Genomic DNA, 24,249 nt, shown 5'->3' on the forward strand with positions numbered 1-24,249 from the left:
CGCCCTGAGCGAAGTCGAAGGGCTCGACCGACCGATAGGGAGGTCACTTCGCTCCGCTCAGTGGAAGGCTTCGACTTCGCTCAGCCCGAACGGGTGAGAAAACAAGCCGCCATTAGGCGACGTAAGGCGTTCCCGCAAGGATTTGCCGTGCTTGCGTGCAGTCGCGCGCGATCTGTGCGATCAGCGCGTCCAGCCCGTCATATTTCGCCTCCGCCCGCAGGAAGGCGATCAGTTGCACGGCAATGCACTGGTCATACAGGCTCTCGGCAAAGTCGAAGAAATGCGGCTCCAGCAATTCCTTGGGCGGGTCGAAGGTCGGACGGATGCCCAGATTCGCCGCGCCGTCCAGCACCCGCCCGTCGGGCAAGATCCCGCGCACCGCATAAATGCCATAGGCCGGGCGCAAATAGCTGCCCATATCGACATTGGCGGTCGGGAAACCGATCGTGCGACCCAGCTTGTCGCCATGCTGCACCACGCCCTCGATCGTGAAGGGCCGGGTCAGCAGCCGGGTCGCGGTGGCGCAATCGCCCGCCTGCAACGCCGCGCGAATGCGGCTGGACGAAATCACCGCCCCATCGGCATCCGTCACGGGCGCAACTGCCTGCGCCCACATATCCCATGGCGCGCCCAGTTCGGACAGAAGCGCCACCGACCCGGCCCGCCCCTTGCCAAAGGTGAAGTCCTGCCCCGTCACCACCCCGGCCACGCCCATATCGACGGCCAGCAGGCGCACGAACGCCGCCGGATCGAGCGCCGCCAGTTCCGGGGTAAAGGCGAACACCATCATCGCGTCCGCCCCGGCGGCGGCGAACAAAGCCTGCCGCTGGTCCAGCGTGGTCAGACGAAAATGCGGCGTATCGGGACGGAACAGCCTCATCGGATGGGGATCGAATGTCGCGACGATGACGGGACGCCCCTCGGCACGGGCGCGGTCTATCGCATGGCCGACCACGGCCTGATGCCCGGCGTGAAACCCGTCAAAATTGCCCAGCGCCATGATGGCCCCGCGCAAATGCGCCGGGACCGGGGCGCCGCTTGTCAGCCGCTCCATGGCGCGGCCTATAGGGGGGTGGCGACGGCGTGGCAATGCGACATCTCCACTCCTCCCGTTCGCCCTGAGCGAAGTCGAAGGGCTACTCCGAACATAGTGAGGAGCCTTCGCTTCGCTCAGGAGAAGGCTTCGACTTCGCTCAGCCCGAACGGATAATTATTCACGCTTGAGCGTCACGAAACTATAGGCAGGCCGTCCATCCAGCGCGCCATGATCCTCGCGCGCCACTTCCGCCCAGTCGGCCGGATCGGGATAGGCAATGCTGGCGTCCCCCACCGCGTCCAGATGCACTTCCGTCAGCTCGATCCGATGCGCCTGGCCCAGGAACAGTCGATAGATTTCCGCCCCGCCAATCACCATCACGCTCGGCGCATCGGCCAGCGCCAGCGCGCCCGCGACATCATGCGCCACCTCCGCCCCCGCGCCCGTCCACTTGCCGTCACGGGTCAGCACGATATGGCGACGCCCCGGCAGCAAGCCCGGCAGGCTGTCGAACGTCTTGCGCCCCATGATCATCGGATGCCCCAGCGTCAGCGCCTTGAACCGCTTGAGGTCCGCCGGAAGCCGCCAGGGCAGATCGCCATCCCGCCCGATCACGCCATTATCGGCGCGGGCCAGGATCAGCACGATCTCGCTCACAGCACCAGCCGCGTCACATGCCCCATCTTGCGCCCCGGCCGCGCTTCATGCTTGCCGTACAGGTGCAGATGGTTGGCCGGGTCGGACAGGATCGCCAGCCAGTCATGCGCGTCGTCGCCGATCAGGTTGCGCATCTCTACCCGCCGCGCCGCCAGCGCAGTGTCGCCCAGCGGCAGGCCGCAAATCGCGCGGACATGATTTTCGAACTGGCTCGTCAACGCGCCCTCGATCGTGCCGTGACCGCTATTGTGAACACGCGGCGCCATTTCGTTGAACACCGGTCCGTCGGCGCTGGCGAAAAATTCGCAGGTCAGCACGCCGACATAGTCCAGCGCATCGGCAATCTTGCGCGCCAGCGCACGCGCAGCAGGCACCTGCCCCTCGATCAGCGGCCCGGCGGGCGCGATCGACGTGTCGAGGATACCGTCGACATGGACATTGGCAGAACTGTCCCAGAAGCGCACTTCACCATCCGCGCCGCGCACCAATATGACCGAAAATTCCTCGGCAAAGGTCACAAAGCCTTCCAGGATCGCGCTCTGCCGCCCGATCGCGTTCCATGCGCCGACCGCGTCGCCCGGCTCGTTGAGCCGCGCCTGCCCCTTGCCGTCATAGCCCATGCGGTTGGTTTTCAGGATCGCCCGGCTGCCGACCTGCGCGATGGCCGCCTCCAGATCGTCCAGATCTTCGACCGGCGCGAACGGCGCGGTCAGCCCGCCCAGATCGCAAACGAAGCGCTTTTCCGCCAGCCGGTCCTGCGCCACGCGCAGCGCCTGCGCGCCGGGACGGACCAGCCCGTGCGTGGCCAGCACCTCGACCGCCGCCGGATCGATATTCTCAAACTCATAGGTGACGACATCGACGCCATCGGCAAAGGCCGCCAGCGCCGCCGCGTCGTCATAGCTGCCCCGCGTCCAGCGCGGCGACACGTCAGCGGCGGGGCCGCTCTCCTCCGGCGCATAGATGGCGGTGCAATAGCCCAACTGCGCGGCGGCAATGGCGATCATCCGGCCCAGCTGGCCGCCGCCAAGGATGCCGATGGTCGAACCGGGCGCAATGGTCGTCATGGGGCGGCTCAGTCCTCGACCGTTTCGGCGACCGCATCGGTCTGCTTCGCGCGCCAGGCGTCCAGCCGCTCGGCGAGCGCCGGATCATGGGTCGCCAGGATCGCCGCAGCCAGCAGCCCGGCATTGATCGCGCCGGGCTTGCCGATAGCCAGCGTCGCCACGGGGATGCCGCCGGGCATCTGGACGATCGACAGCAGCGAATCCATGCCCTTCAGCGCCTTCGATTCGACCGGCACGCCCAGCACCGGCAGCCGCGTCATCGACGCACACATGCCCGGCAGATGCGCCGCGCCGCCAGCACCCGCGATGACGACCTTCAGGCCGCGATCCACCGCGCTCGTCGCATAATCATACAGCCTCTGCGGGGTGCGGTGCGCCGACACCACCTTGCATTCATGGGCCACGCCCAGCGCGTCCAGCGTTTCGGCGGCATGGCGCATCGTGTCCCAGTCGGACCGCGACCCCATGATGATGCCGACCTCGATTGCCCCGCTCATGCCCGTGCTTCCCCTCATGGCGCGGCCGCTACGGTGCCGCCCGGAAAGCAAAGCCCCTTAGCGGCCAGCCCGTCGGGGGGCAATGTCGTATTTCCTCCCCGCTTGCGGGGAGGTGGCGCGCGCAGCGCGACGGAGGGGGCTGGCGGCAAAGCGCAACGGCGAATGGAAGCGCGTGGGGCCTGCCCCCTCCACCACGCCCTGCGGGCGCGGTCCCCCTCCCCGTGCCGGGGAGGATTACCGCTCCGACAGATAATAGCGCTCGATCGCGCTCAGATCGTCCGCCAGTTCATAGACGATCGGCTGGCCGGTCGGGATTTCCAGTTCGGTGATCTCATCGTCGGGAATGTTCGACAGATGCTTGACCAGCGCACGCAGCGAATTGCCATGGGCCGAAATCAGCACCCGCTTGCCCGCCTTCAGGTCCGGCGCGATGCGGCTTTCCCAATAGGGCAGCACGCGCGCGATCGTGTCCTTCAGGCTCTCGGTCGAGGGGATAGCGATCCCCGCATAGCGGCGATCCTTGCTCAGGTCGAACTCGCTGCCCGCTTCCAGCACCGGCGGCGGAATGTCGAAGCTGCGGCGCCATATCTTGACCTGCGCGTCGCCATGCTTGGCCGCCGTCTCCGCCTTGTCCAGGCCCGTCAGCCCGCCATAATGGCGCTCATTCAGCCGCCAGTCCTTCTCCACCGGCAGCCACAGCCGCCCCATTTCCTCCAGCGCCAGATTGAGCGTCTTGATCGCGCGCGTCTGGAGCGAGGTATAGCATTGGTCGAAATCCAGCCCCTTGGCCTTCATCAACTGCCCCGCCGCCCGTGCTTCGCCCGCGCCCTTCTCGGTCACGTCCACATCCCACCAGCCGGTGAAGCGGTTTTCCAGATTCCATGACGACTGGCCATGGCGGATTAGGACGAGGGTGGGCATCGGGCACGTCTCCTGCGCAAGAGCGGACAATATAAGTTCCCATCACGGGACGGCGGCACAATTCGCCAACCCCACACCCGTTCGGGCTGAGCCTGTCGAAGCCTTGTCCTTCTCTTCAAGAAGTGCGGCCCTTCGACAGGCTCAGGGCGAACGGGGAAAGGAAGGCCCTGATTATGCAAAGCTCCCCATAGCGACCAAAATCGGCCGTGCAAGCTTGTCCCGCTCGCCTGTCCCCCCACATTGCAGTCGACAGGGCGATGGGCTAGCCATGGCGGACCGGGCAGAAGGAACACCCACTTGGCATTTGTGAAGGGCGCGTGGCGCATATTGGTCGCGATCAAGGACGGGCTGGTCCTGCTCTTCCTACTGCTGTTCTTCGGCGCGCTCTACGCCGCCCTCTCCTTCTCGCCCAAGCCCGCCGCCAGCATCAGCGCGGGCGCGCTGCTGCTCGACCTTGACGGCACGATCGTCGAACAACCCGCCGAGGCTGATCCTTTCGCGCTCCTGTCCGGCTCCGGCCCGGACATGAAGGAATATCGCCTGTCCGACATCGTCACCGCGCTGGAGGCGGCCAAAACGGACAGCAAGGTCAAGGCGGTCGTACTGAACCTGGATGGCTTCATGGGCGGCGGTCAGGTCGCCATCGCCCGCGTCGGCCAGGCACTCGATGGCCTGCGCGCTGCGAAGAAACCGGTGCTGGCCTACGCCACCCTCTACACCGACGACAGCTATCAGCTTGCCGCCCATGCCAGCGAAGCGTGGAGCGATCCGCTGGGCGGCGTCGCCATCATGGGCCGGGGCGGGTCGGGCCTCTATTACAAAGGGCTGATCGACAAGCTGGGCGTCAACACCCATGTCTATCGCGTCGGCACCTATAAAAGCTTCGTCGAACCCTATATCCGCGCCGACCAGTCGCCCGAAGCCAAGCAGGCCAATCAGGCGTTGGCCGATGTCCTGTGGCAGAACTGGCAGGATGACGTCGCCAAGGCCCGGCCCAAGGCGAAGATCGCCGCCTATGCCGCCGACCCGGTCGCCGCCGCCACCGCCGCCAACGGCAATATGGCGCAGGCCGCCTTGTCCGCAGGCCTGATCGACAAGCTTGGCGACGCCACCGCTTTCGGCGCGCGGGTCGCGGAGATTGCGGGCGAAGCATCCGATGCCAAGGCTGGCGGCTTCGCCAAGATCGACCTCGCCGCCTATGTCAAAGCGCGCAAACCCGCCAATGACGGCCAGATCGGCGTGCTGACGATCGCGGGCAATATCGTCGATGGCGAAGCCGGTCCCGGCACGGCGGCAGGCGACACGATTTCGGACCTGCTGCTGACCGCGCTCAACGAAAAGGATTTGAAAGCCCTGGTCGTCCGCGTCGATTCGCCCGGCGGTTCGGTCATGGCGTCGGAAAAAATCCGCAACGCGATCCTGAAGGCCAAGGCGGACGGCCTGCCCGTGGTCGTCTCCATGGGCAATGTCGCGGCCAGCGGCGGCTATTGGGTCTCCACCCCCGCCGACATGATCTTTGCGCAGCCGGACACCATCACCGGCTCGATCGGCGTGTTCGGCATCCTGCCCAGCTTTGAAGGCACGCTGGCCAAGATGGGCGTCACCACCGACGGCGTCGCCACCACGCCCCTGTCGGGCCAGCCGGACCTCGCCGGTGGCACCTCCCCGCAATTCGACGCGATCATGCAAATGGGGGTCGAGGATATCTACCGCCGCTTCGTCGGCATCGTCGCCCAATCGCGCCGCAAGACCCCGGCGCAGATCGACGCCATTGCGCAGGGCCGCGTCTGGGACGGCGGCACCGCGCGGCAAATCGGGCTGGTCGACCGCTTCGGCGGGCTGGAGGACGCCATCGCCGAAGCCGCCCGCCGCGCCAAAATCGACCCCAAAACCGCCCGCGCCTACACCATCGAAAAGACGCCCGACAAATGGGCCGCCTGGATCGAGGCGATGGCCGAGCGCGACACCGACGACGCCGTCGCCCCCCGCGACATGCTGGCGCGCCAGGCGATGGTCCAGCGCGGCTGGGCGATGCAGGCCGTCGCCGACGTCAAGGCGCTGGTCACCGGCGCAGGCATCCGCGCCGACTGCCTGGAATGCCGCAGCTACGGCGCGCCCAAGATGCAGAGCGCAGCAGATGAACGTGGCATGATGGCACTAATCACAGGCCTATGGCGCTAACCCCCTTCTCCCCAGCGGGGAGAAGGATACGAAGCCTTACCCGCGCAGCGGGTTAGGCGAAGTTGGAAGAGGGGGTTCGACGCCAATATGGCGCTCCAACGTGAGGTCAGCACACCCTCTCCCAGCTACGACTAGGCAGCAAGCTGCCAAGTCTGCGCAACCCTCTCCCTTGAGGGAGAGGGATAAAGAGACACTATCCCTCCTCATCCCGATACACCGGCAAGCCCAGCCCGCGCCAAATCGCCACCGCGCGCAGCACGAACCCCACGAGCGCCGCGATGACCCCCGCCACCGGCACGTCCAGCCCCGCAAGCCGCAACCCCACGAACAGCCCCGCCGCCACCGCCGCCGCCGTCACATAGAGTTCGGGCCGCAACAGGATCGACGGTTCGCCTGCCAGCAGATCGCGCATGATCCCGCCGACGCAGCCCGTCACCACGCCCATCATCCCCGCGACAAAGGGCGGCACGCCAAAGCTCATCGCCTTGGCCGCGCCGAACACCGCAAACGCCGCCAGCCCGATCGCATCCAGCCAGTCCAGCGCCCGCTCACTCCAGAAGCGTCGCGGCGTACACCAGACGATCACCGCCGCGCACATGCAGGTGATGGCAGGCGCGGCATCCACCACCCAGAAAACCGGCGCGCTGATCAGCAGGTCGCGCAACGTGCCACCACCCACTCCTGTCACCAGCGCGAAAAAGGCGAAAGTCACCAACGTCTGCCGCAACCGCGCCGCCGCCAACGCCCCTGACGCGGCAAACACGAAGGTGCCGATAATGCTGAGCGTCTCCAGCACCGGGCCGATGGAGGTGGCGAGGAGGGGTGTGGGTGGGAGCATGGCGATACACTTACATCCGTTCGTTTCGAGCGAAGTCGAGAAACGTTGCGCACCCCAAACCCGTTCGGGCTGAGCGAAGTCGAAGCCTTTGCCTGAGCGGAGGCGAAGGCACCTCGCTTCGCTCGGTAGAACCCTTCGACTTCGCTCAGGGCGAACGGCGGTAGAGTACCCCTACTTCCGCCCCTTCTCCCCCGCCAGTCGGCTCATCAATATCGCTGCGCGCTTGGCCTGGCGCTTCATGCTCGAAAGGTCGGCCTGTTCCGCCGGGCTGTGATCGCCACTCGACGTCACGCCCAGCCCCACCAGCCCGTCCGTATCCTGCGCCACAAAGCTGATATCGCCCGCGCCACGCTTCAGCGGGTCCAGCTCCGGCATTACTGCCAGCCCCAGATCGGCATTGACCCCGTTCAGCTTCGCCAGCAATGCGCGATTGCCCGCCGTGGGCGCCATCGACGGATAGCCCATGTCGAACGCAATGCTCGCCGACGTGCCGGGCAGATGCCCCGCCCCGACGATCGCCTGCATCTTCGCCCGCACCCGCGCCGTCTGCTCCTCGCTCAGCGTGCGGAAATCGCCCTTGGCCACGGCGATCGGCGGGATGATGTTGGTCTTGCCCGTCACCGCAATGCGCACGCCGTCCTTGTCCACCTCCGCGCTTTGCCCGCCGCCGATCAGCCCGACATTGAAGGTCAGATTGGGTTCGGGCAGCTCCGTGCGAAACGCCACGATGATCCGCGCCAGCTCATAGACCGCGCCGTCGCCCGCACTGGCGGAGAAAATGCCCGAACTATGCCCCGACTTGCCCGTCGCGGTCAGCGTCCAGCTGTTGGAGGATCGCCGCGCGATCGACCCCATATCCTTGCCATCCTGCTGGGACAGCCCTTCAAAATCCAGCGCCACATCGGCGCGTTTACCAGCGGCAATCAGGTCGGCCCGCGCGATGCTGATCGGATCGCCCGAATCCTCCTCGTCCCCGGTCAGCACCACCTCGATATTCGCAGCCTTCAGCGTGCCTGCCGCCTGCATCGCCTTCAATGCCAGCAGCATCGTCACCACGCCGCCCTTATCGTCCGCCACGCCCGGCCCCCGCGCCAGATCACCCTTGCGCTCGAACTTTTGGAACGGCGAATCCGGCTCGAACACCGTATCGAGATGCCCGATCAGCAGCATCTTGGTCGTCCCGGCCCGCCCCTTATGCACCGCGATCAGATGCCCGGCCCGCTTGGCCGCATCCATCGGCTGCCAGGTCACGACAAAGCCCAGTCTCTCAAATTCAGGCCGCAGCATGTCGGCGACCGCCTTCACCCCCGCCAGGTTCATCGACCCGCTATTCTGGTTCACCAGCCTTTCGAGCAGGCCGATCGCGGGTTCATAACCCGCCTCGACGCTGGTGGTGATCGTGCATTCGGCGGGCGACAGCGCCGCCCCGGCGGGCATCCCCGCCATCAGCATCACGCCCGCGATCAGACCTGCCCGCATCCTCACTTGGCCAGTTCCGCCTCGATCGCCGCGACCAGCGCCGCATCGTCCGGCGCGGTCGTCGGCGCAAAGCGCGCCGCCACGCTGCCATCCTTGGCGATCAGGAATTTCTCGAAATTCCACAGCACTTCAGGCACCGGATTGGGGGTCATGCCATAGCCTTTCAGCTTCTCGCGAAACGCATCGCCCTCACCCTGCGCTTCCGGCACGGCGCTGGTCAGCGCGGCATAGAGCGGGTGCTTGTCCGGCCCGGTCACCACGATCTTCTCGAACATCGGGAAATCGACGCCGAAATTGGTGGTGCAGAAGGTCGCGATCTCGTCGTTGGTCCCCGGCTCCTGCGCGCCGAAATCATTGGCGGGGAAGCCCGCGACCACCAGCCCCTTGTCCTTATAATCGGCGAACAGCTTTTCCAGCCCTTCATATTGCGGGGTCAGGCCGCATTTGGACGCGACATTGACCGCCAGCACCACCTTGCCTGCATAATCGGCGAGAGACGTGTCCGCGCCCTTGATGGTCTTGAGCGGAATCTGCTGAATGTCGGTCATATGATCGTCTCCTGTAAAAATTTGCGTGTAGCCTGCCACTATATCGCCGCGCCGAACAGATGCCCCGCACCCGCCGTCACCGCCATCGCCAAAGCGCCCCAGAACAGGGTCCGGCCGATCGATCGCACCACCCGCGCCCCGCCCAGCCGCGCACCGACATAGCCCAGCAGCGCCAGGCATAGCAGGCAGAGGCCCACGATCGCGACGATCGCGCTGCCCGCCGGCACGATCGCCGCAACCAGCACCGGCGGCGCGGCCCCCACGGCAAAGCTCGCCGCCGACGCCATCGCCGCCTGCACCGGCCGGGCCGTGGCAATATCGGAAATGCCCAGTTCGTCGCGGGCGTGCGCGCCCAGCGCATCGGCGGCCATCAACTGCTGCGCCACCTGCCCCGCCAGATCGGGCGTCAGGCCACGCTCGACATAGATGTCGCGCAGTTCCGCCCATTCCTCATCGGGCTGCGCGGCCAGCGCATGACGCTCCTTGGCCAGGTCGGCGCGCTCCGTATCCGACTGCGCACTGACAGAGACATATTCCCCCGCCGCCATCGACATCGCGCCCGCCACCAGCGCCGCGACCCCGGTCAGCAAGATCGTCTGCCCGTCCGCCCCGGACGCGGCAATGCCGGTCATCAGGCTGGCGGTCGACACGATTCCGTCATTGGCCCCCAGCACCGTCGCGCGCAGCCAGCCGACCCGGTTCACATAATGAACGGCATGGTGCGGCTGGTCGGTTACCGTGTCCATCAGTCAGCCCCTGTTACGATCCTGCCCCACCCTGCCGTCGGTTTGGCGCGAAGTCGAGTGTCCCATGTTACGTGCTCCCGCGCAGGCGGGAGCCCAGTCCCACGCTATCGACTAGGCTCCCGCCTGCGCGGGAGCACAACAGCTCACCCCGCCAACCCTTCCGCCTTCTCCGCCAGTTCCAGCCAGCGCATTTCCGCCGCTTCTTTCTCCGCCCGCGCCTTCTCGATCGCGACGGTCAGCGCGTCGAACCGCTTGCGATCGCGCGTATAAAGCGCCGGGTCCGCCAGCAAATCCTCGTCCCGCGCAATCACCGCCTCCAGTTCCTCGACCCGCTTGGGCAGCAGTTCCAGGTCGCGCTGGTCCTTGTAACTCAGCTTCGCCGACACGGGCTTTGGCGGCGCGGGCGCGGCAACCGCCTTCTTTTCCACCTTGGCCGCCTTGCGCGGATCGCGCTTGGCGATCCAGTCGGCATAGCCGCCCACGATCACATCGACCACGCCCGTCCCGTCAAGACCCAGCGTCACCGTCACCGTCCGGTCCAGAAAGTCGCGGTCATGGCTGACGATCAGCACCGTGCCGTCATAATCGGCAATCACTTCCTGCAACAGGTCGAGCGTTTCGAGGTCCAGATCATTGGTCGGCTCGTCCAGCACCAAAAGGTTGGATTCACGCGCAAATTCCCGCGCGAACAGCAAGCGCGACCGCTCCCCACCGGACAAGGTCGCCACCTTCGCCTCCGCAAGGCTCGGATCGAACAGAAAGTCCTTGAGGTAACCATGGACATGCTTGCGCACCCCGCGCACGTCGATCCAGTCGCCCCCTTCGGCCAGCACTTCGCGCACCGTCTTGTCGCCCTGCATCAGGCTGCGCTGCTGGTCGATGAAGATCATGTCCAGCGTCTTGGCCTGGCTCACCGTGCCGCTATCGGGCTGCAACTCGCCGGTCAGCAGCTTCAGCAGCGTCGTCTTGCCCGCGCCATTGCCGCCGACGATGCCGATCCGGTCGCCGCGCTGGACCCGCAGCGACAGATTGTCGATGATCGTCCGCTGCCCAAACATCTTGGTCGCATGTTCGACCTTGATGACGCTCTTGGTCTTGCTGTCATCGCTCGCCACCGCGATCTTAGCCACGCCCTGCGGCCCGTTCATCGCCGCGCGCATTTCGCGCATTTCCCACAGCTTGGCCAGCCGCCCCTGGTTGCGCTTGCGCCGCGCGGTAACGCCCCGTTCCAGCCAGTGCGCCTCGATCTTCAGCTTGGCGTCCAGCTTCTCCGCCGCCCGCGCCTCTTCGGCATAGACCGCTTCCATCCACTGCTCGAACCCGCCAAAGCCGATCTCGTTACGCCGCATCTGCCCCCGGTCCAACCACAAAGTCTGGCGGGTCAGCCGGGTCAGGAAGGCCCGGTCATGGCTGATGACGATGAAACCGCCATTATAGCGCGCCAGCCAGTTTTCCAGCCAGTCGATCGCCGCAATATCCAGATGGTTGGTCGGCTCGTCCAGCAGCAGCAGGTCCGGCTCGCTCGCCAATGCCCGCGCAATCGCCGCCCGCCGCCGCTCGCCGCCACTCGCCGTCCTGGCCTCACGCGACAGGTCGATGCCGAGCTGGTCGGCAATCGCCTCCACCTCATGCGCGGGCGGCGCAAATTCGCCCGCCAGCGCGAAATCATGCAGCGTCGCAAACGCACTGACGTCCGGGTCCTGCTCCAGCGTGATGATCCGCGCGCCCGGCTGCACCGACCGCACGCCTTCATCCGCCTCGATCTGCCCGCCCAGCAGCTTGAGCAAGGTCGTCTTGCCAACGCCATTGCGCCCGATCAGCGCCAGCCGATCACGCGCGCCGACATGAATATCCATCCCGCGAAACAGCCAGTGACTGCCCTGCGAGAGGCCGAGATTTTCAAACGAAAGAAGAGGTGCTGCCATGCGCGTGCAGCTAGTCGCAAGATCGCAACGGGGCAAGCATATCCTCCCCGGCACGGGGAGGGGGACCGCCGCGAAGCGGTGGTGGAGGGGGCATGCGCCCGAACACCCCCTCCGTCAGGCTTCGCCTGCCACCTCCCCGTGCCGGGGAGGAATGGAACCTCAACCTGTCTGACGGCTTTCAACGCATGTCAGCGTCCATTCATCGCAGCCGTCACAAACAGGCGGCATCCCAACAGGAGAGTTCCCCCCATGAAATCCGCCCTCGCCATCATGGCGCTTGCCGCTTCGTCGCTGCCGATGGCCGCCATCGCCCAGACCAGCGTGACCATCGCCGAAACCGCGCCAGTCGTGACGCTCAACGTCACTGAAAGCGTCGAGGGGTCGCCCAACATCGCCACCGTCGGCACCGGCGTCCAGACCCGCGCACCCACTGCGCAGGCGGCGATGCAGGACAATGCGGCAAAGACCGAGAAGCTGATCGCCGCTCTCGCCAAAGCCGGGATCGCCAAGAAGGATATCCAGACCAGCGGCATCAACCTGTCGGCGCAATATGACTATAACCAGCGCGAGGGCGAACCCACCGGCCCGCGCTTCATCGGCTATGAAGCGTCGAACCAGTTGACCGTCAAACTGCGCGACATCAAAAAGGTCGGCCCGCTGCTCGACGCCATGGTGGCCGCAGGCGCGACCAACATCAACGGCCCGACCTTCGCGATCGACAATCCCGCGCCGATGCTGGTGCAGGCGCGCGGCGCCGCGCTCAAGAGCGCCAAGGCCCAGGCCGATTTCTACGCCCAGGCCGCAGGCTATCGTTCCGCCCGCCTGCTTTCGATCGCCGAAAGCAACAGCGGCGGCCAGCCTCCCATGCCGATGCTGCAAAGCGCCCGCTTCAAGGCCGACGCCGCCCCCACCACCCCGGTAGAACCCGGCCAGGTCAGCGCATCGGTCACGCTTACGGTGCAATACGCACTGGAAAAGTAAGGCCACACGTCCCACCCTCGTCATCCCGGCGAAAGCCGGCATCCCGCTTCCTTCTTCCAACCAGGCGCAAGAAAGCGGGATGCCAGCGTGCGCTGGCATGACGGAGAGTGACAATCCATTCCCCCTCCCCCATTCACCACCTGTTCAATGCCTTCCGCCTATGCCATGCCCATGACAATGATGCGCAAAAGCCTGATCGCCGGAATCATCGCCATGGGGGCCGCACTCGCGCTGGTCCCCGTTGCCGACGCTGGCGGACGACGCGATGAGCAGGACGCCGCGCGCCGCGCCATGCTCGAAGGCCAGGTCATGCCCTTCGCCATGATCAAGCGCCGCGTCGATTCGCAGATGAACGGGGCCAGCTATGTCGGCAGCGAATTTAACCCATCCTCCAACCGCTACCGCCTGAAATATGTGAAGGACGGCAAGGTCATGTGGGTTGATGCGGACGGCCGGACAGGCGATATCATCGGCTGGGCGCGCTGACCGCGCCTGACACAGAATAAGAAACGGAACAGCCCATGCGTCTGCTGATCGTCGAGGATGAACCAAGTCTGGGCCAGCAGCTCAGGAACACGCTGGAGGGCGCAGGCTATGCCGTCGACCTCGCCACCGATGGCGAGGATGGGCATTTCCTTGGCTCGACCGAAAATTACGACGCGGTCGTGCTGGACCTTGGCCTCCCCACCATCGATGGCCTGACCGTTCTGGACCGCTGGCGCAAGGAAGGCCGCGCCTTCCCCGTGCTGGTGCTGACCGCGCGTGACAGCTGGTCGGACAAGGTGGCGGGGCTGGATGCGGGCGCGGACGACTATCTCGCCAAACCCTTCCAGTCCGAAGAACTCATCGCCCGCCTGCGCGCTCTCATTCGCCGCGCGTCGGGCAATGCGTCGAGCGAACTGACCGCCGGCGACGTCCGCCTCGACACGCGGTCCGGCAAGGTGACGCTCAGCGGCGATCCGGTAAAACTCACCGCGCAGGAATATAAACTCCTGTCCTACCTGCTCCATCACAAGGGCAAGGTGGTCAGCCGCACCGAACTGATCGAACATATTTACGACCAGGATTTCGACCGCGATTCCAACACGATCGAAGTGTTCGTCACCCGCATCCGCAAGAAACTGGGCGCCGACGTCATCACCACCATCCGCGGCCTGGGCTACAGCCTGGACGAGCCGGGGCGGTAAACCATTCACCGTTCGTGCTGAGTAGGGATTGAGCGAAGTCGAAATCCCGTATCGAAGCATCTCGCACGAACCCTTCGATACGCCACTTCGACTTCGCTCAGTGGCTACTCAGGGCGAACGGCAGTTTGTGACCAGCACGACCGATCAGCCCCCCGTCCGCTCCACCGGCTCCATCAGCCGCCGGATGATCGGCATCGCCGCGCTGTGGATCAGCGTGCTGCTGGTGGGCGGCGGCGTGGCGCTGGACCGGGTGCTGGCCGACGCCATCACCCGCAATTTCGACGACGGCATGAATTATGTGCTGACCGCGATGATCGCCGCGTCGGAAATCGGCCCCGACGGCGAAGTCCTGTTCAACCGCGAACTCGCCGACCAGCGCTTCCTCGAACCCAATAGCGGCCTCTATTATCAGGTCAGCGCCAAGGGGCATGAAGATTGGCGCTCCCGCTCGCTCTGGGACCGCGCGATCAAGGTCCCCGCCGACCATCATGACCGCCACCTCCACGTCTATGACAGCAAGCAATTTCCCGGCGAGGATCTGCGCATCATGGAGCGCACCGTCGTCCTGCCCGGATCGAACACCCGCTGGATGTTCATCGTCGGCCAGGCGCGCGAGGGACTGAACGCCCAGATCCGCACCCTGCGCTCCACCCTGTTCCAGAGCTTCGCCCTGCTCGCGCTCGGCCTGTTCGTGCTGGCCACGCTCCAGACCCTCTATGGCCTGCGCCCGCTGCGCAAGGTGCGGCTGGAAATCATCCGTATGCGCGACGGCCTCAAAAGCCGCGTCACCGAACCCATGCCCGCCGAAGTGCTGCCCATGGTCGAGGAACTGAACGCCCTGCTCGCCCACAACGAACGCCAGGCGGAGGAAGCGCGCACCCATGCGGGCAATCTCGCCCATGCGCTCAAGACCCCGCTGACCGTCATCATGAACGCCGCCACGGCCCAGTCGCCCGACCTTGGCGAAACCGTGATCCGCGAAGCCACCACCATGCGGCGGCAGGTCGATCATCACCTCGCCCGCGCCCGCGCCGTCGGCAGGCGCGGTGCCGCGCAGAGCCGCGCCGACGTCTGGGCCAGCCTCACCGCCGTCGAGCGTGCCGTCGCCCGCCTCTATGCCCACGCCCGCGTCGACATGGATGGGGACAAGGACGCCGCCGTCCGTGTCGAGCGGCAGGACCTCGACGAAATGCTCGGCAACCTCGTCGAAAACGCCGCCAAATATGGCGGCGGCAGCGTATTCGCCACGGTCCAGCGCGCGGGCGACATGGTGGAAATATTGGTCGAGGATGACGGCACCGGCATCCCCCCCGCCGACCGCACCCGCATCTTCGACCGCGGCGTCCGCCTCGATTCCGGCAAGCCCGGCACCGGCCTTGGCCTCGCCATCGTCCGCGACGTCGCCGAAATCTACGGCGGCACCGTCACCCTGGAAGAAAGCGAGGACCTTGGCGGCCTCCTGGTCCGCCTAAGACTCCCGGCGGCCTGACCCACCTTCTCCCCACGGGGGAGAAGGATACGAAGCCTTGGCCGCGCAGCGGCTTAGGCGAAGTTGGATGAGGGGGACCGACGCCAACGTCGCTCTCCACCCTTGCCATCCACCCCCGCACCTGCGAAGCAATAGCATCACCCCCACACACCGCCCCACCCCGGCCAGAACAGGAACCCCATGCGGCGGCACCTCTACCTCATCGCCGGTTTCGCCTCGCTCGGCCTCGGCGCGATCGGCGCCTTCCTGCCGCTGCTGCCCACGGTCCCCTTCATGATCCTCGCTGCCTTCTGCTTCGCCCGCTCCAGCCCGGCGCTGGAGGCAAAGCTGCTCGACCACAAACATTTCGGCCCCCACATCCGCCGCTGGCGGGAACGCGGCGCGATCAGCCGCCGCGGCAAGAAAGCGGCGCTGGCCGCCTTTATCTTCAGCGCCACCCTAGCCCTCTTCCTCTCCCCCTGGCCCTGGTATCTCCTCCCCCTCACCGCCGCCCTGATCGGCGGCACCTGGATCTGGACCCGCCCGGAAGCGTGAGGACGATTGGTAAAAGAAAGAAGGCCGCCCCCTACCCCCGTCATCCCGGACTTGATCCGGGATCCAGGGCAGCTTCACACCGCCCTGGATCCTGACGTTCGTCAGGATGACGACGATAATTGACTGATAGCGCTCATAAGCCCCTCCCTTCTCCCCACGGGGGAGAAGGATACGCAGTCTTACCGAACGCAGTGAGGTTAGGCGAAGTTGGATGAGGGGGACCGACGCTGGCGGCGCGCACATACCGAGAGGCCGCCACACCCACCTTCATCACCTTGGCAATGAACGACCATTTTTGCCTTTCGCCTCGCTGAATTCCGGTCCGCAAAGCGGACGCTTTTAAGGAATCGCCGCAACGTTAATCTGAAGACTTTCGGTCCACTTGCTTGTCCTTCCGTCGTAATGGTCCCGCAGCCGATCTTCAATGTGTTCCGGTTCCCACACAGCGGCGCATTCTAAGGCTTCACATTCCGCAAGGCTCGCGGCTCGCTCCCAGTTCGTTTTTGCGAAGGAGGAATGATAGAGCGCCAAACGGCCCGTGATCGCATCCTGCTTATAAAAGAAGGGTTCCTCTTGGTTCTCCGGCGCAAGTGCTGCTCGCCCGACTACCGACCAACGCCCCCGCGTAGTCGCATGGTTTGCTACCCATAGGCGGAACAGAATCGGCAGACCGCCAATCTCCTCGGGTGTCAGATTGTTCGCAAAACAACCTTCGAAGAATACCATGAGTGGTTCAGCCGCGACCTGAGCATAGGAACGTCGGCCATCGCCCAGATCGATTGCAAGGAGATCGCCTTCGCGGCGGCGGACATTCTTGGGAAGCTTCATAGTTCGAGCTATCCGAAAAATGCCCTCGATATGCAATGTCAGCAATAGCGGGTTGGCACCTCATAACCCGACATTCCGCCATCCACCCTAGCCAGACCCCCACGCTGTCCTACACCCCCGCCACCTGCTACACTCGCGCCCTGCTCTTTCCCATCGTCCACCCCAGCCCGCCAGCGCCACACCCGCGCAAATCCCCCACACGCGACACGGGCGAAGTTTGCGAAGTTCCGCACCGCCCGCAACCACCGGCCCGCGTAACATCCTGTCCGCAGCACGCACGAAAATATCACGATCACCGGGAAATATGCGAAGTTAAGCCCCGCAAATCCTATTACTCGGTCGCGCCCCAGACATCCTGCGCCTTCACATAGCCGCGCTGGCCCTTCACGTCGAAGCTGCACCAGCCGCCCGAACAGTCGGACAGGCGCCCCACCACGCCCTTTTGCGCGCGAAACAGCGTCCGCGCGCCATCGCTGGCCGATTCGCGCAACGGCGCCTCCGCAGCCCGCACCACCCCGGTCGGCGTATCGCTGAGCAACCGGACATGCATCCACCCCTGCGCGCCGTCCGGGTCCTCGACCTTGCGCCACAGGCCCAGCACCTGCACCACCTTCACCGGCAGGTCGCGGCGGCGATAGATCCAGTTGGACGGGTAATCCAGGCTCGGCCCGACCCGCATCCGCGCCTCATTCTGCGCGATCGACGCCCAGTAAGGCACGGGCTTGCCCGCCGCGATCACCGCGCCACCCGCTACGCCCAGCGCCATAAGGACGCCCGCGCCCAGCAAAATGCGCTTCATGCCAGACCTGTTTTTCCTGTCACCCATGGCCTTCCCATAGCCGCTGCGCCGCCCCCGCGACAACTGCTGACTTGCCCAATCCGCCATAAGCGCTTGACCGATGGCCCGGCCAAGCATAGCGGCGGGACATGGCCAAAAAACCGCGCCCCGCCAAGCCGCGCGTCATCGTCACGCGTCGCCTGCCCCCCAATGTGGAGGCGCGCATGGCCGAACTGTTCGACGCCAGCTTCAATGTCGGTGATCAGCCGATGAGCCGCACCGAACTCGCCCGCGCCATGGCCCAGTGCGACGTGCTGGTTCCCACCATCAACGACCATATCGACGCACCGCTGATCGCCGCCGCGCCCGACCGGCTGCAACTCATCGCCAGCTTCGGCAGCGGCGTCGATCATATCGACCTGACCGCCGCCCGCGCCAAGGGCATCATCGTCACCAATACACCCGGCGTCCTGACCGAGGATACCGCCGACATGACGATGGCGCTGATCCTGTCGGTCCCCCGCCGCCTGGCCGAGGGGGAGAAGCTGGTGCGCAGCGGCGAATGGCGCGGCTGGAGTCCTTCGGGGATGCTGGGCCACCGCATCGGCGGCAAGAAATTGGGCATCATCGGCATGGGGCGTATTGGCCGGGCTGTTGCCCGTCGCGCCCGCGCCTTTGGCCTGACCATCGCCTATCACAACCGCCACCGCCTGCCGTTCGAGGTGGAGCAGGAGCTGGAGGCCGAATGGATCGGCGACGTGGACGGCCTGCTCGCCGCCTGCGACATTGTGTCGATCCACTGCCCGCTCAACGCCGACACGCGGGGGCTGATCGACGCCCGGCGGATAGCGCTGATGCGCCCCGACGCCTATCTCATCAACACCTCGCGCGCCGAAATCACCGACGAAGCCGCGCTGATCGTCGCGCTGGACGAAGGCCGGATCGCGGGCGCGGGGCTGGACGTCTATACCCACGAACCGGCGGTCGATCCGCGCCTCTTCGCCCTCGCCAATGTCGTGCTGCTGCCCCATATGGGGTCCGCCACCTTCGAGGGCCGCGACGCCACCGGCGCCCGCGTCATCGCCAATATCCGCAGCTGGGTCGATGGCCACCGCCCGCCCAATCAAGTGCTGGAAGGCTGGGTCTGACCCGGTGGTAGAAATTGGCGCAGCGGTGGACGAAACCGGCCGACTGGTCCGCGACGCCGCCGGTTTCCTGCTCCGGCGTGATAGTGGCGGCACCTACCGGCTGGTGCTGCTGCGCGTGCCGGTCGATCTGGTCGAAAAGCGGGTCAGGGTCCGCGGTTTCCACGCTGGCGACGGCATCGTCGAAGCCGACGGCGTCGCACCGGCCTGATCTCCCCGGCCTGATCCTCTTGCCAAACGGGCCGGGACGCGCGATCCCTTGGCCCATGCGCAAGATCATAGCTCTCCTCCTCGCCCCCCTCATCGCCACCGCCACACCCGCTCTGGCGCAGGCCCAAACGCCCCATGACGCCCTGACCAAAGTCCTGGACGATCATTGGGCCTGGTGGCTTTCGGTCCACCCCGTCGATGCCACCGCGCGCGGCGTCCGCACCTATGACGACCGCATCTACGACATTTCGCTGGCAGGCCGCACCGCGCAGATCAAGGCGGAGCAGGCCTTCGTTGCCCGGCTCGATGCGATCGCCGATAGCGGCCTCGATGCCACCGATCGCGTCAACCGCGCGGTCCTGCTCTGGATGCTGCGCGACGACATTGCAGGCGAAGCGCATCCCGCCGAACGGCTGATGCTGTTCACCACCTATTATGGCTGGCATCAGGGCTTTGCCAGCATGGGCGACGGCCTGCCCTTCTACAACCGCGCCGACTATGACAGCTATCTGACGCGCCTCTCGCTCTACCCCCGGCAAAATAGCGATGCCCTCGCCATCACGCGGCAGGCGATCAGGGGCGGCTATGTCCAGCCCTGCTCGGTGCTGGGCAAATATGCCGCCACGATCAGCGGCATCGTCGCGGGCAAGCCACAGGACACACGCTTCTACGAACCCTTCACCCGCGCCAAACCCCGCGACATCAGCGATACGGACTGGGCCGCGATGCAGGCCCGCGCCGCCACCCTGATCCGCGATGTGATCGCACCCGAATATGGCAAATGGCACGACCTGTTCGTGAAGGACTATCTGCCCGCCTGCCGCAAGAGCGACAGCGCCTCCACCCTGCCGGGCGGCGCAGCCTGGTATGCCAGCCGGGTCCGCGCCCACACCACCACCGACCTGACGCCCGACCAGATCCACGCCATCGGCCTGTCCGAAGTCGCCCGTATCCGCGCCCGCATGGATGAAGTGTCGGCCAAGGCAGGCTATCCCAGCCGCACCGCCTTCATCACCCATTTGCGCACCGATCCGCGCTATTATGCCAAAACGCCGGAGGAACTGCTGCAAGTCGCCGCGCGTCAGGCCAAGGCGATCGACGGCCTGCTGCCCCGCTATTTCGGCACCCTGCCGCGCCTGCCCTATGGTCTCAAACCCATCCCCGCAGCCGAAGCCGAAGGGACGACGACGGCCTATTATATGCCCGGCTCCCCCGAAAGCGGCATTGCGGGGACGTACTACGTGAACACCTCGAAACTCGACCAGCGCCCCTTTTGGGAACTGCCCGCGCTGACCGCCCATGAAGCGGTGCCGGGCCATCACAACCAGATCGCGCTGCAACAGGAATTGCCGCTGCCCCCTTTCCGCAAATATCTCGCGGGCTTCACCGCCTATGTCGAAGGCTGGGCGCTCTACACCGAATATCTGGGTGAGGAGATGGGCCTCTACGACACGCCCGAAAAGATGATGGGCCGCCTGTCCTATGAAATGTGGCGCGCCTGCCGTCTGGTCGTCGACACCGGCATCCATGCCAAGGGCTGGGACAAGGCCCGCGCCGTCGCCTTCATGAAGGAGAACAGCGCGCTGTCGGACGCCAATATCGATGCGGAGGTCAACCGCTATATCAGTTGGCCGGGACAGGCGCTGGGCTACAAGCTGGGTGAGATCAAAATCCGCGAATTGCGGGCAAAGGCAGAGGCCGCGCTGGGTCCGAAATTCGACCTGCGCGCCTTCCACGACGCGGTGCTGGCGCAGGGCGCGGTGCCGCTGACGGTGCTGGACAGCCAGATCGACGCCTGGATCGCGGCGCAGAAAGCGCGCTGACCCGTTCCCTCCCAATGGCCCCAAGCCATTTTTGCTGCGCTGCGGCGGCTTGCCAATCCGTGTCGGTTCGCCTACCGGGAGGCCGACAGCTCCCCAGACCGGGCATAAAGATCGGCAAGTGGCGCTGCGCGTCGAGTCCGTACACTTTATGACGTTGGGGAAAAGATGAGCATTTACCTGGATTATCTGGCCGAAATCGACAGCCGAAAGACTCAGGGACTTGCGCCCAAGCCGATCGACGACGGTGTCCTGCTCAGCGAAATCATCGCCCTCATCCAGGATGCGGCCAGCGAACATCGCGCCGACGCGCTCAAATTCTTCATTTACAACACGCTGCCCGGCACCACGAGCGCAGCCGCTGCAAAGGCCGCGTTCCTCAAGCAGATCATCCTGGGCGAAGTGACCGTCCCGGAAATCAGCCCGGCCTTCGCGCTCGAACTGCTAAGCCATATGAAGGGCGGCCCCTCGATCGGCGTGCTGCTCGATATCGCGCTGGGCGATGACGCCGCAATCGCGGTTCAGGCGGGCGACGTCCTCAAGACCCAATTCTTCCTCTATGACGCCGACATGTTCCGCCTGCGCGACGCCTATCTGGCGGGCAACGCGGTCGCGAAGGACGTGCTGGAAAGCTACGCCCAGGCCGAATTCTTCACCAAGCTCCCCGATGTCGAGGATGAGATCAAGGTCGTCACCTACATCGCTGGCGAAGGCGATATCTCGACCGACCTGCTCTCGCCGGGCAATCAGGCCCACTCCCGCTCCGACCGCGAACTGCACGGCCTGTGCATGATGACGCCGCAGGCGCAGCAGGAGATTGTGGCGCTCAAAGCCCAGCATCCCGACAAGCGCGTGATGCTGATCGCGGAAAAAGGCACGATGGGCGTCGGCTCCTCGCGCATGTCGGGCGTCAACAATGTGGCGCTGTGGACCGGCAAACAGTCCAGCCCCTATGTGCCGTTCGTCAACTATGCCCCCGTCGTCGGCGGCACCAACGGCATCTCGCCCATCTTCGCCACCACCGTGGACGTGACCGGCGGCATCGGCATCAACCTCAAAAACTGGGTCAAGATGACCGGCCCGGATGGCAAGGCCATCCTCAACAATGACGGCAATCCGGTGCTGGAGGAAACATTCTCCGTCGCGACCGGCACGGTCCTCAAGATCGACGTCAAGAACAAGAAATTGACCGACGAAGCGGGCAATGAACTGGTCGATGTCGCATCCGCCTTCACCCCGCAGAAGATGGAATTCATGAAGGCGGGCAGCAGCTACGCCATCGTGTTCGGCAAAAAGCTCCAGACCTTCGCCGCCGAAACGCTGGGCGTCGAAGCGCCGCTAGTATTCGCGCCGAACAAGGAAATTTCGGTCGAGGGTCAGGGCCTCACGGCGGTTGAAAAGATCTTCAACCGCAATGCCGTCGGCGTCGCGCCGGGCAAGGTGCTGCACGCCGGGTCGGACGTCCGCGTCACGGTGAACATCGTCGGGTCGCAGGACACGACCGGCCTGATGACCGCGCAGGAACTTGAAGCGATGGCGGCGACCGTCATTTCGCCGCTGGTCGACGGCGCCTATCAGTCGGGCTGCCACACCGCGTCGGTCTGGGACAAGAAGGCGCAGGCCAATATCCCCAAGCTCATGTCCTTCATGAACAATTTTGGCCTCATCACCGCGCGCGACCCCAAGGGCCGCTATCATGCGATGACGGACGTGATCCACAAGGTGCTGAACGACATCACCGTGGACGATTGGGCGATCATCATCGGCGGCGACAGCCATACCCGCATGTCGAAGGGCGTGGCCTTCGGCGCGGACTCCGGCACGGTTGCGCTGGCGCTGGCGACGGGCGAAGCGACCATGCCGATCCCGCAGTCGGTCAAGGTCACCTTCAAGGGCCAGATGCTGCCCTATATGGACTTCCGCGACGTGGTCCACGCGACCCAGGCGCAGATGCTCGCCCAGTTTGGCGAAAATGTGTTCCAGGGCCGCATCATCGAAGTCCATATCGGCACGCTGCTCGCCGATCAGGCCTTCACCTTCACCGACTGGACGGCCGAAATGAAGGCCAAGGCGTCGATCTGCATCTCGCAGGACGACACGCTGATCGAGTCGCTGGAAATCGCCAAGTCGCGTATCCAGATCATGATCGACAAGGGCATGGAAAATGCCGCTGGCACGCTGCAGGGCCTGATCAACAAGGCCGACGCGCGCATCGCGGAAATCCGTTCGGGCGTGAAGCCCGCACTGGCCCCCGACCCCAACGCCAAATATTTCGCCGAGGTCGTGGTCGATCTCGACCTGATCAACGAACCGATGATCGCCGACCCGGACGTCAACAATGCGGACGTCTCCAAGCGCTACACCCACGACACCATCCGCCCCGTTTCCTATTATGGCGGCACCAAGAAGGTCGATCTGGGCTTCATTGGTTCGTGCATGGTGCATAAGGGCGACATGAAAATCCTGGCCCAGATGCTCAAGAATATCGAAGCCAGCGAAGGCAAGGTCGAGTTCAAGGCACCGCTGGTCGTCGCCCCGCCGACCTACAACATCGTCGACGAGTTGAAGGCCGAAGGCGACTGGGACGTGCTGAAAAAATATGCCGGCTTCGAATTTGACGATGTCGCACCCAAGAGCGCGGCCCGCACCAGCTATGAGAATATGCTGTATCTCGAACGTCCCGGCTGCAACCTGTGCATGGGCAATCAGGAAAAGGCCGCCAAGGGCGACACCGTCATGGCCACCTCCACCCGCCTGTTCCAGGGCCGCGTCGTGGAAGATACGGACGAGAAGAAGGGTGAATCGCTGCTGGCCTCGACTCCGGTCGTCGTTCTGTCGACCATCCTTGGCCGCACGCCCAGCATGGATGAATATAAGAGCGCCGTCGTCGGCATCGACCTGACCAAGTTCGCGCCGCCCGTCGCCCACTGATCCGGGGGTCTGGCAGACAATCCTCCCCTGCAAGGGGAGGTGTCGGCACGAAGTGCTGACACCTCCCCTTAAAGACAGGCGAACCGCCCCCTCCTTCACCGTCACCCTGAACTTGTTTCAGGGTCCATTTCTCCAGCTCAAGCGGCTGTTCGTGACGAGAAATGGATGCTGAAATAAATTCAGCATGACGAAGTAAAATGATGTCCGGCTCATATGCGATAGCCCTACCCACAAGGGGGAGGATCGGCTTTGTTGAGCACGCCAATGATGCGGCACTCGGCAATCCTCTGGCGACGGGCGACGCCCGATCTCACCTGCCGCGCAAACATGCCCCTTGGCCGACCGGCCAATTGATTTGCCGCCCGCAATGCCTATCTCCCTGCTACATCGGGACATAGCTGCTTCGACCCATGGTCCATGCGTTACCCGCTCGACCGGGGCGAAGCGACCG

The 24,249-nt window shown here is 65.1% G+C and carries 22 protein-coding genes; 10 read left to right on the forward strand and 12 right to left on the reverse strand.

Features of this window, described 5'->3' with window-relative positions; genetic code table 11:
* Positions 1-112: 112 nt before the first annotated feature.
* The 5 genes from ACODR8_RS04930 to gpmA all read right to left on the reverse strand — a co-directional run bounded on the left by ACODR8_RS04930 (position 113) and on the right by gpmA (position 4,178).
* Positions 113-1,054 carry a bifunctional riboflavin kinase/FAD synthetase gene (locus tag ACODR8_RS04930; protein ID WP_489006225.1) on the reverse strand — a complete coding sequence of 314 codons (942 nt, stop codon included), beginning with the start codon at positions 1,052-1,054 and terminating at the stop codon, positions 113-115.
* Positions 1,055-1,210: 156 nt separating this feature from the next.
* Positions 1,211-1,693 carry a dihydrofolate reductase gene (locus tag ACODR8_RS04935; protein ID WP_489006226.1) on the reverse strand — a complete coding sequence of 161 codons (483 nt, stop codon included), beginning with the start codon at positions 1,691-1,693 and terminating at the stop codon, positions 1,211-1,213.
* Positions 1,690-2,760 (reverse strand): 5-(carboxyamino)imidazole ribonucleotide synthase, encoded by a 1,071-nt coding sequence (locus ACODR8_RS04940; protein WP_489006227.1) that lies wholly within the window; start codon positions 2,758-2,760, stop codon positions 1,690-1,692. Before ACODR8_RS04940 ends, ACODR8_RS04935 begins: the two co-directional genes overlap by 4 nt.
* Positions 2,761-2,768: 8 nt before the next feature.
* Positions 2,769-3,257, reverse strand: a complete 489-nt coding sequence (gene purE, locus ACODR8_RS04945; protein ID WP_489006228.1) for a 5-(carboxyamino)imidazole ribonucleotide mutase — start codon at positions 3,255-3,257, stop codon at positions 2,769-2,771.
* 234 nt (positions 3,258-3,491) lie between these two features.
* Positions 3,492-4,178, reverse strand: a complete 687-nt coding sequence (gene gpmA / locus ACODR8_RS04950) for a 2,3-diphosphoglycerate-dependent phosphoglycerate mutase (RefSeq protein ID WP_017182717.1) — start codon at positions 4,176-4,178, stop codon at positions 3,492-3,494.
* Positions 4,179-4,475: 297 nt separating this feature from the next.
* On the opposite strand from gpmA, the gene sppA reads away from it, so the two are divergent.
* Positions 4,476-6,359 (forward strand): signal peptide peptidase SppA, encoded by a 1,884-nt coding sequence (gene sppA / locus ACODR8_RS04955; RefSeq protein WP_489006229.1) that lies wholly within the window; start codon positions 4,476-4,478, stop codon positions 6,357-6,359.
* Positions 6,360-6,552: 193 nt separating this feature from the next.
* Here sppA and ACODR8_RS04960 read toward each other — a convergent pair whose 3' ends face one another.
* The 5 genes from ACODR8_RS04960 to ACODR8_RS04980 all read right to left on the reverse strand — a co-directional run bounded on the left by ACODR8_RS04960 (position 6,553) and on the right by ACODR8_RS04980 (position 11,895).
* Positions 6,553-7,197 carry a trimeric intracellular cation channel family protein gene (locus tag ACODR8_RS04960; RefSeq protein WP_489006230.1) on the reverse strand — a complete coding sequence of 215 codons (645 nt, stop codon included), beginning with the start codon at positions 7,195-7,197 and terminating at the stop codon, positions 6,553-6,555.
* Positions 7,198-7,368: 171 nt separating this feature from the next.
* Positions 7,369-8,676 (reverse strand): M20/M25/M40 family metallo-hydrolase, encoded by a 1,308-nt coding sequence (locus ACODR8_RS04965; protein ID WP_489006481.1) that lies wholly within the window; start codon positions 8,674-8,676, stop codon positions 7,369-7,371.
* 2 nt (positions 8,677-8,678) lie between these two features.
* Entirely contained in the window at positions 8,679-9,224 is a 546-nt protein-coding gene (locus ACODR8_RS04970) for a glutathione peroxidase (protein ID WP_489006231.1), read from the reverse strand.
* A 38-nt stretch (positions 9,225-9,262) separates the two neighbouring features.
* Positions 9,263-9,970 carry a VIT1/CCC1 transporter family protein gene (locus ACODR8_RS04975; protein WP_489006232.1) on the reverse strand — a complete coding sequence of 236 codons (708 nt, stop codon included), beginning with the start codon at positions 9,968-9,970 and terminating at the stop codon, positions 9,263-9,265.
* 143 nt (positions 9,971-10,113) lie between these two features.
* On the reverse strand, positions 10,114-11,895 hold the full coding sequence (locus tag ACODR8_RS04980) for an ABC-F family ATP-binding cassette domain-containing protein (RefSeq protein ID WP_489006233.1): 1,782 nt from the start codon (positions 11,893-11,895) through the stop codon (positions 10,114-10,116).
* A 249-nt stretch (positions 11,896-12,144) separates the two neighbouring features.
* Between ACODR8_RS04980 and ACODR8_RS04985 the strand changes: the two genes are divergently transcribed.
* The 5 genes from ACODR8_RS04985 (at position 12,145) to ACODR8_RS05005 (ending at position 16,086) form a co-directional block, all read left to right on the forward strand.
* A complete protein-coding gene (locus ACODR8_RS04985) occupies positions 12,145-12,876 on the forward strand; it encodes an SIMPL domain-containing protein (RefSeq protein WP_489006234.1) in 732 nt (243 codons plus the stop codon).
* A 147-nt stretch (positions 12,877-13,023) separates the two neighbouring features.
* Positions 13,024-13,362 carry a hypothetical protein gene (locus ACODR8_RS04990; protein ID WP_294132269.1) on the forward strand — a complete coding sequence of 113 codons (339 nt, stop codon included), beginning with the start codon at positions 13,024-13,026 and terminating at the stop codon, positions 13,360-13,362.
* A 35-nt stretch (positions 13,363-13,397) separates the two neighbouring features.
* Positions 13,398-14,063, forward strand: a complete 666-nt coding sequence (locus tag ACODR8_RS04995; RefSeq protein WP_006953141.1) for a response regulator transcription factor — start codon at positions 13,398-13,400, stop codon at positions 14,061-14,063.
* A gap of 184 nt (positions 14,064-14,247) precedes the next feature.
* Positions 14,248-15,552, forward strand: coding sequence for a sensor histidine kinase (locus ACODR8_RS05000; RefSeq protein ID WP_489006482.1), 1,305 nt, complete (start codon positions 14,248-14,250; stop codon positions 15,550-15,552).
* 180 nt (positions 15,553-15,732) lie between these two features.
* The gene (locus ACODR8_RS05005) at positions 15,733-16,086 is read left to right on the forward strand and encodes a YbaN family protein (RefSeq protein ID WP_489006235.1); all 354 of its coding nucleotides are present in this window, start codon (positions 15,733-15,735) and stop codon (positions 16,084-16,086) included.
* A gap of 339 nt (positions 16,087-16,425) precedes the next feature.
* Here ACODR8_RS05005 and ACODR8_RS05010 read toward each other — a convergent pair whose 3' ends face one another.
* Both ACODR8_RS05010 and ACODR8_RS05015 read right to left on the reverse strand, forming a co-directional pair.
* Positions 16,426-16,914, reverse strand: coding sequence for an immunity 26/phosphotriesterase HocA family protein (locus tag ACODR8_RS05010; protein ID WP_489006236.1), 489 nt, complete (start codon positions 16,912-16,914; stop codon positions 16,426-16,428).
* A 331-nt stretch (positions 16,915-17,245) separates the two neighbouring features.
* Positions 17,246-17,713: an SH3 domain-containing protein gene (locus tag ACODR8_RS05015; protein WP_489006237.1), complete on the reverse strand. Its 468-nt coding sequence runs from the start codon at positions 17,711-17,713 to the stop codon at positions 17,246-17,248.
* A gap of 128 nt (positions 17,714-17,841) precedes the next feature.
* Here ACODR8_RS05015 and ACODR8_RS05020 point away from each other — a divergent pair, with 128 nt between their 5' ends.
* The 4 genes from ACODR8_RS05020 to ACODR8_RS05035 all read left to right on the forward strand — a co-directional run bounded on the left by ACODR8_RS05020 (position 17,842) and on the right by ACODR8_RS05035 (position 23,798).
* Entirely contained in the window at positions 17,842-18,840 is a 999-nt protein-coding gene (locus tag ACODR8_RS05020; RefSeq protein WP_489006238.1) for a 2-hydroxyacid dehydrogenase, read from the forward strand.
* Between the two features lie 4 nt (positions 18,841-18,844).
* Positions 18,845-19,048: a DUF5818 domain-containing protein gene (locus ACODR8_RS05025; RefSeq protein ID WP_489006239.1), complete on the forward strand. Its 204-nt coding sequence runs from the start codon at positions 18,845-18,847 to the stop codon at positions 19,046-19,048.
* Positions 19,049-19,103: 55 nt separating this feature from the next.
* A complete protein-coding gene (locus tag ACODR8_RS05030) occupies positions 19,104-20,870 on the forward strand; it encodes a DUF885 domain-containing protein (RefSeq protein ID WP_489006240.1) in 1,767 nt (588 codons plus the stop codon).
* 165 nt (positions 20,871-21,035) lie between these two features.
* Positions 21,036-23,798 carry a bifunctional aconitate hydratase 2/2-methylisocitrate dehydratase gene (locus tag ACODR8_RS05035; RefSeq protein WP_489006241.1) on the forward strand — a complete coding sequence of 921 codons (2,763 nt, stop codon included), beginning with the start codon at positions 21,036-21,038 and terminating at the stop codon, positions 23,796-23,798.
* Positions 23,799-24,249: the final 451 nt, after the last annotated feature.

The organism is Sphingobium sp. FG58 (genome assembly GCF_057809055.1).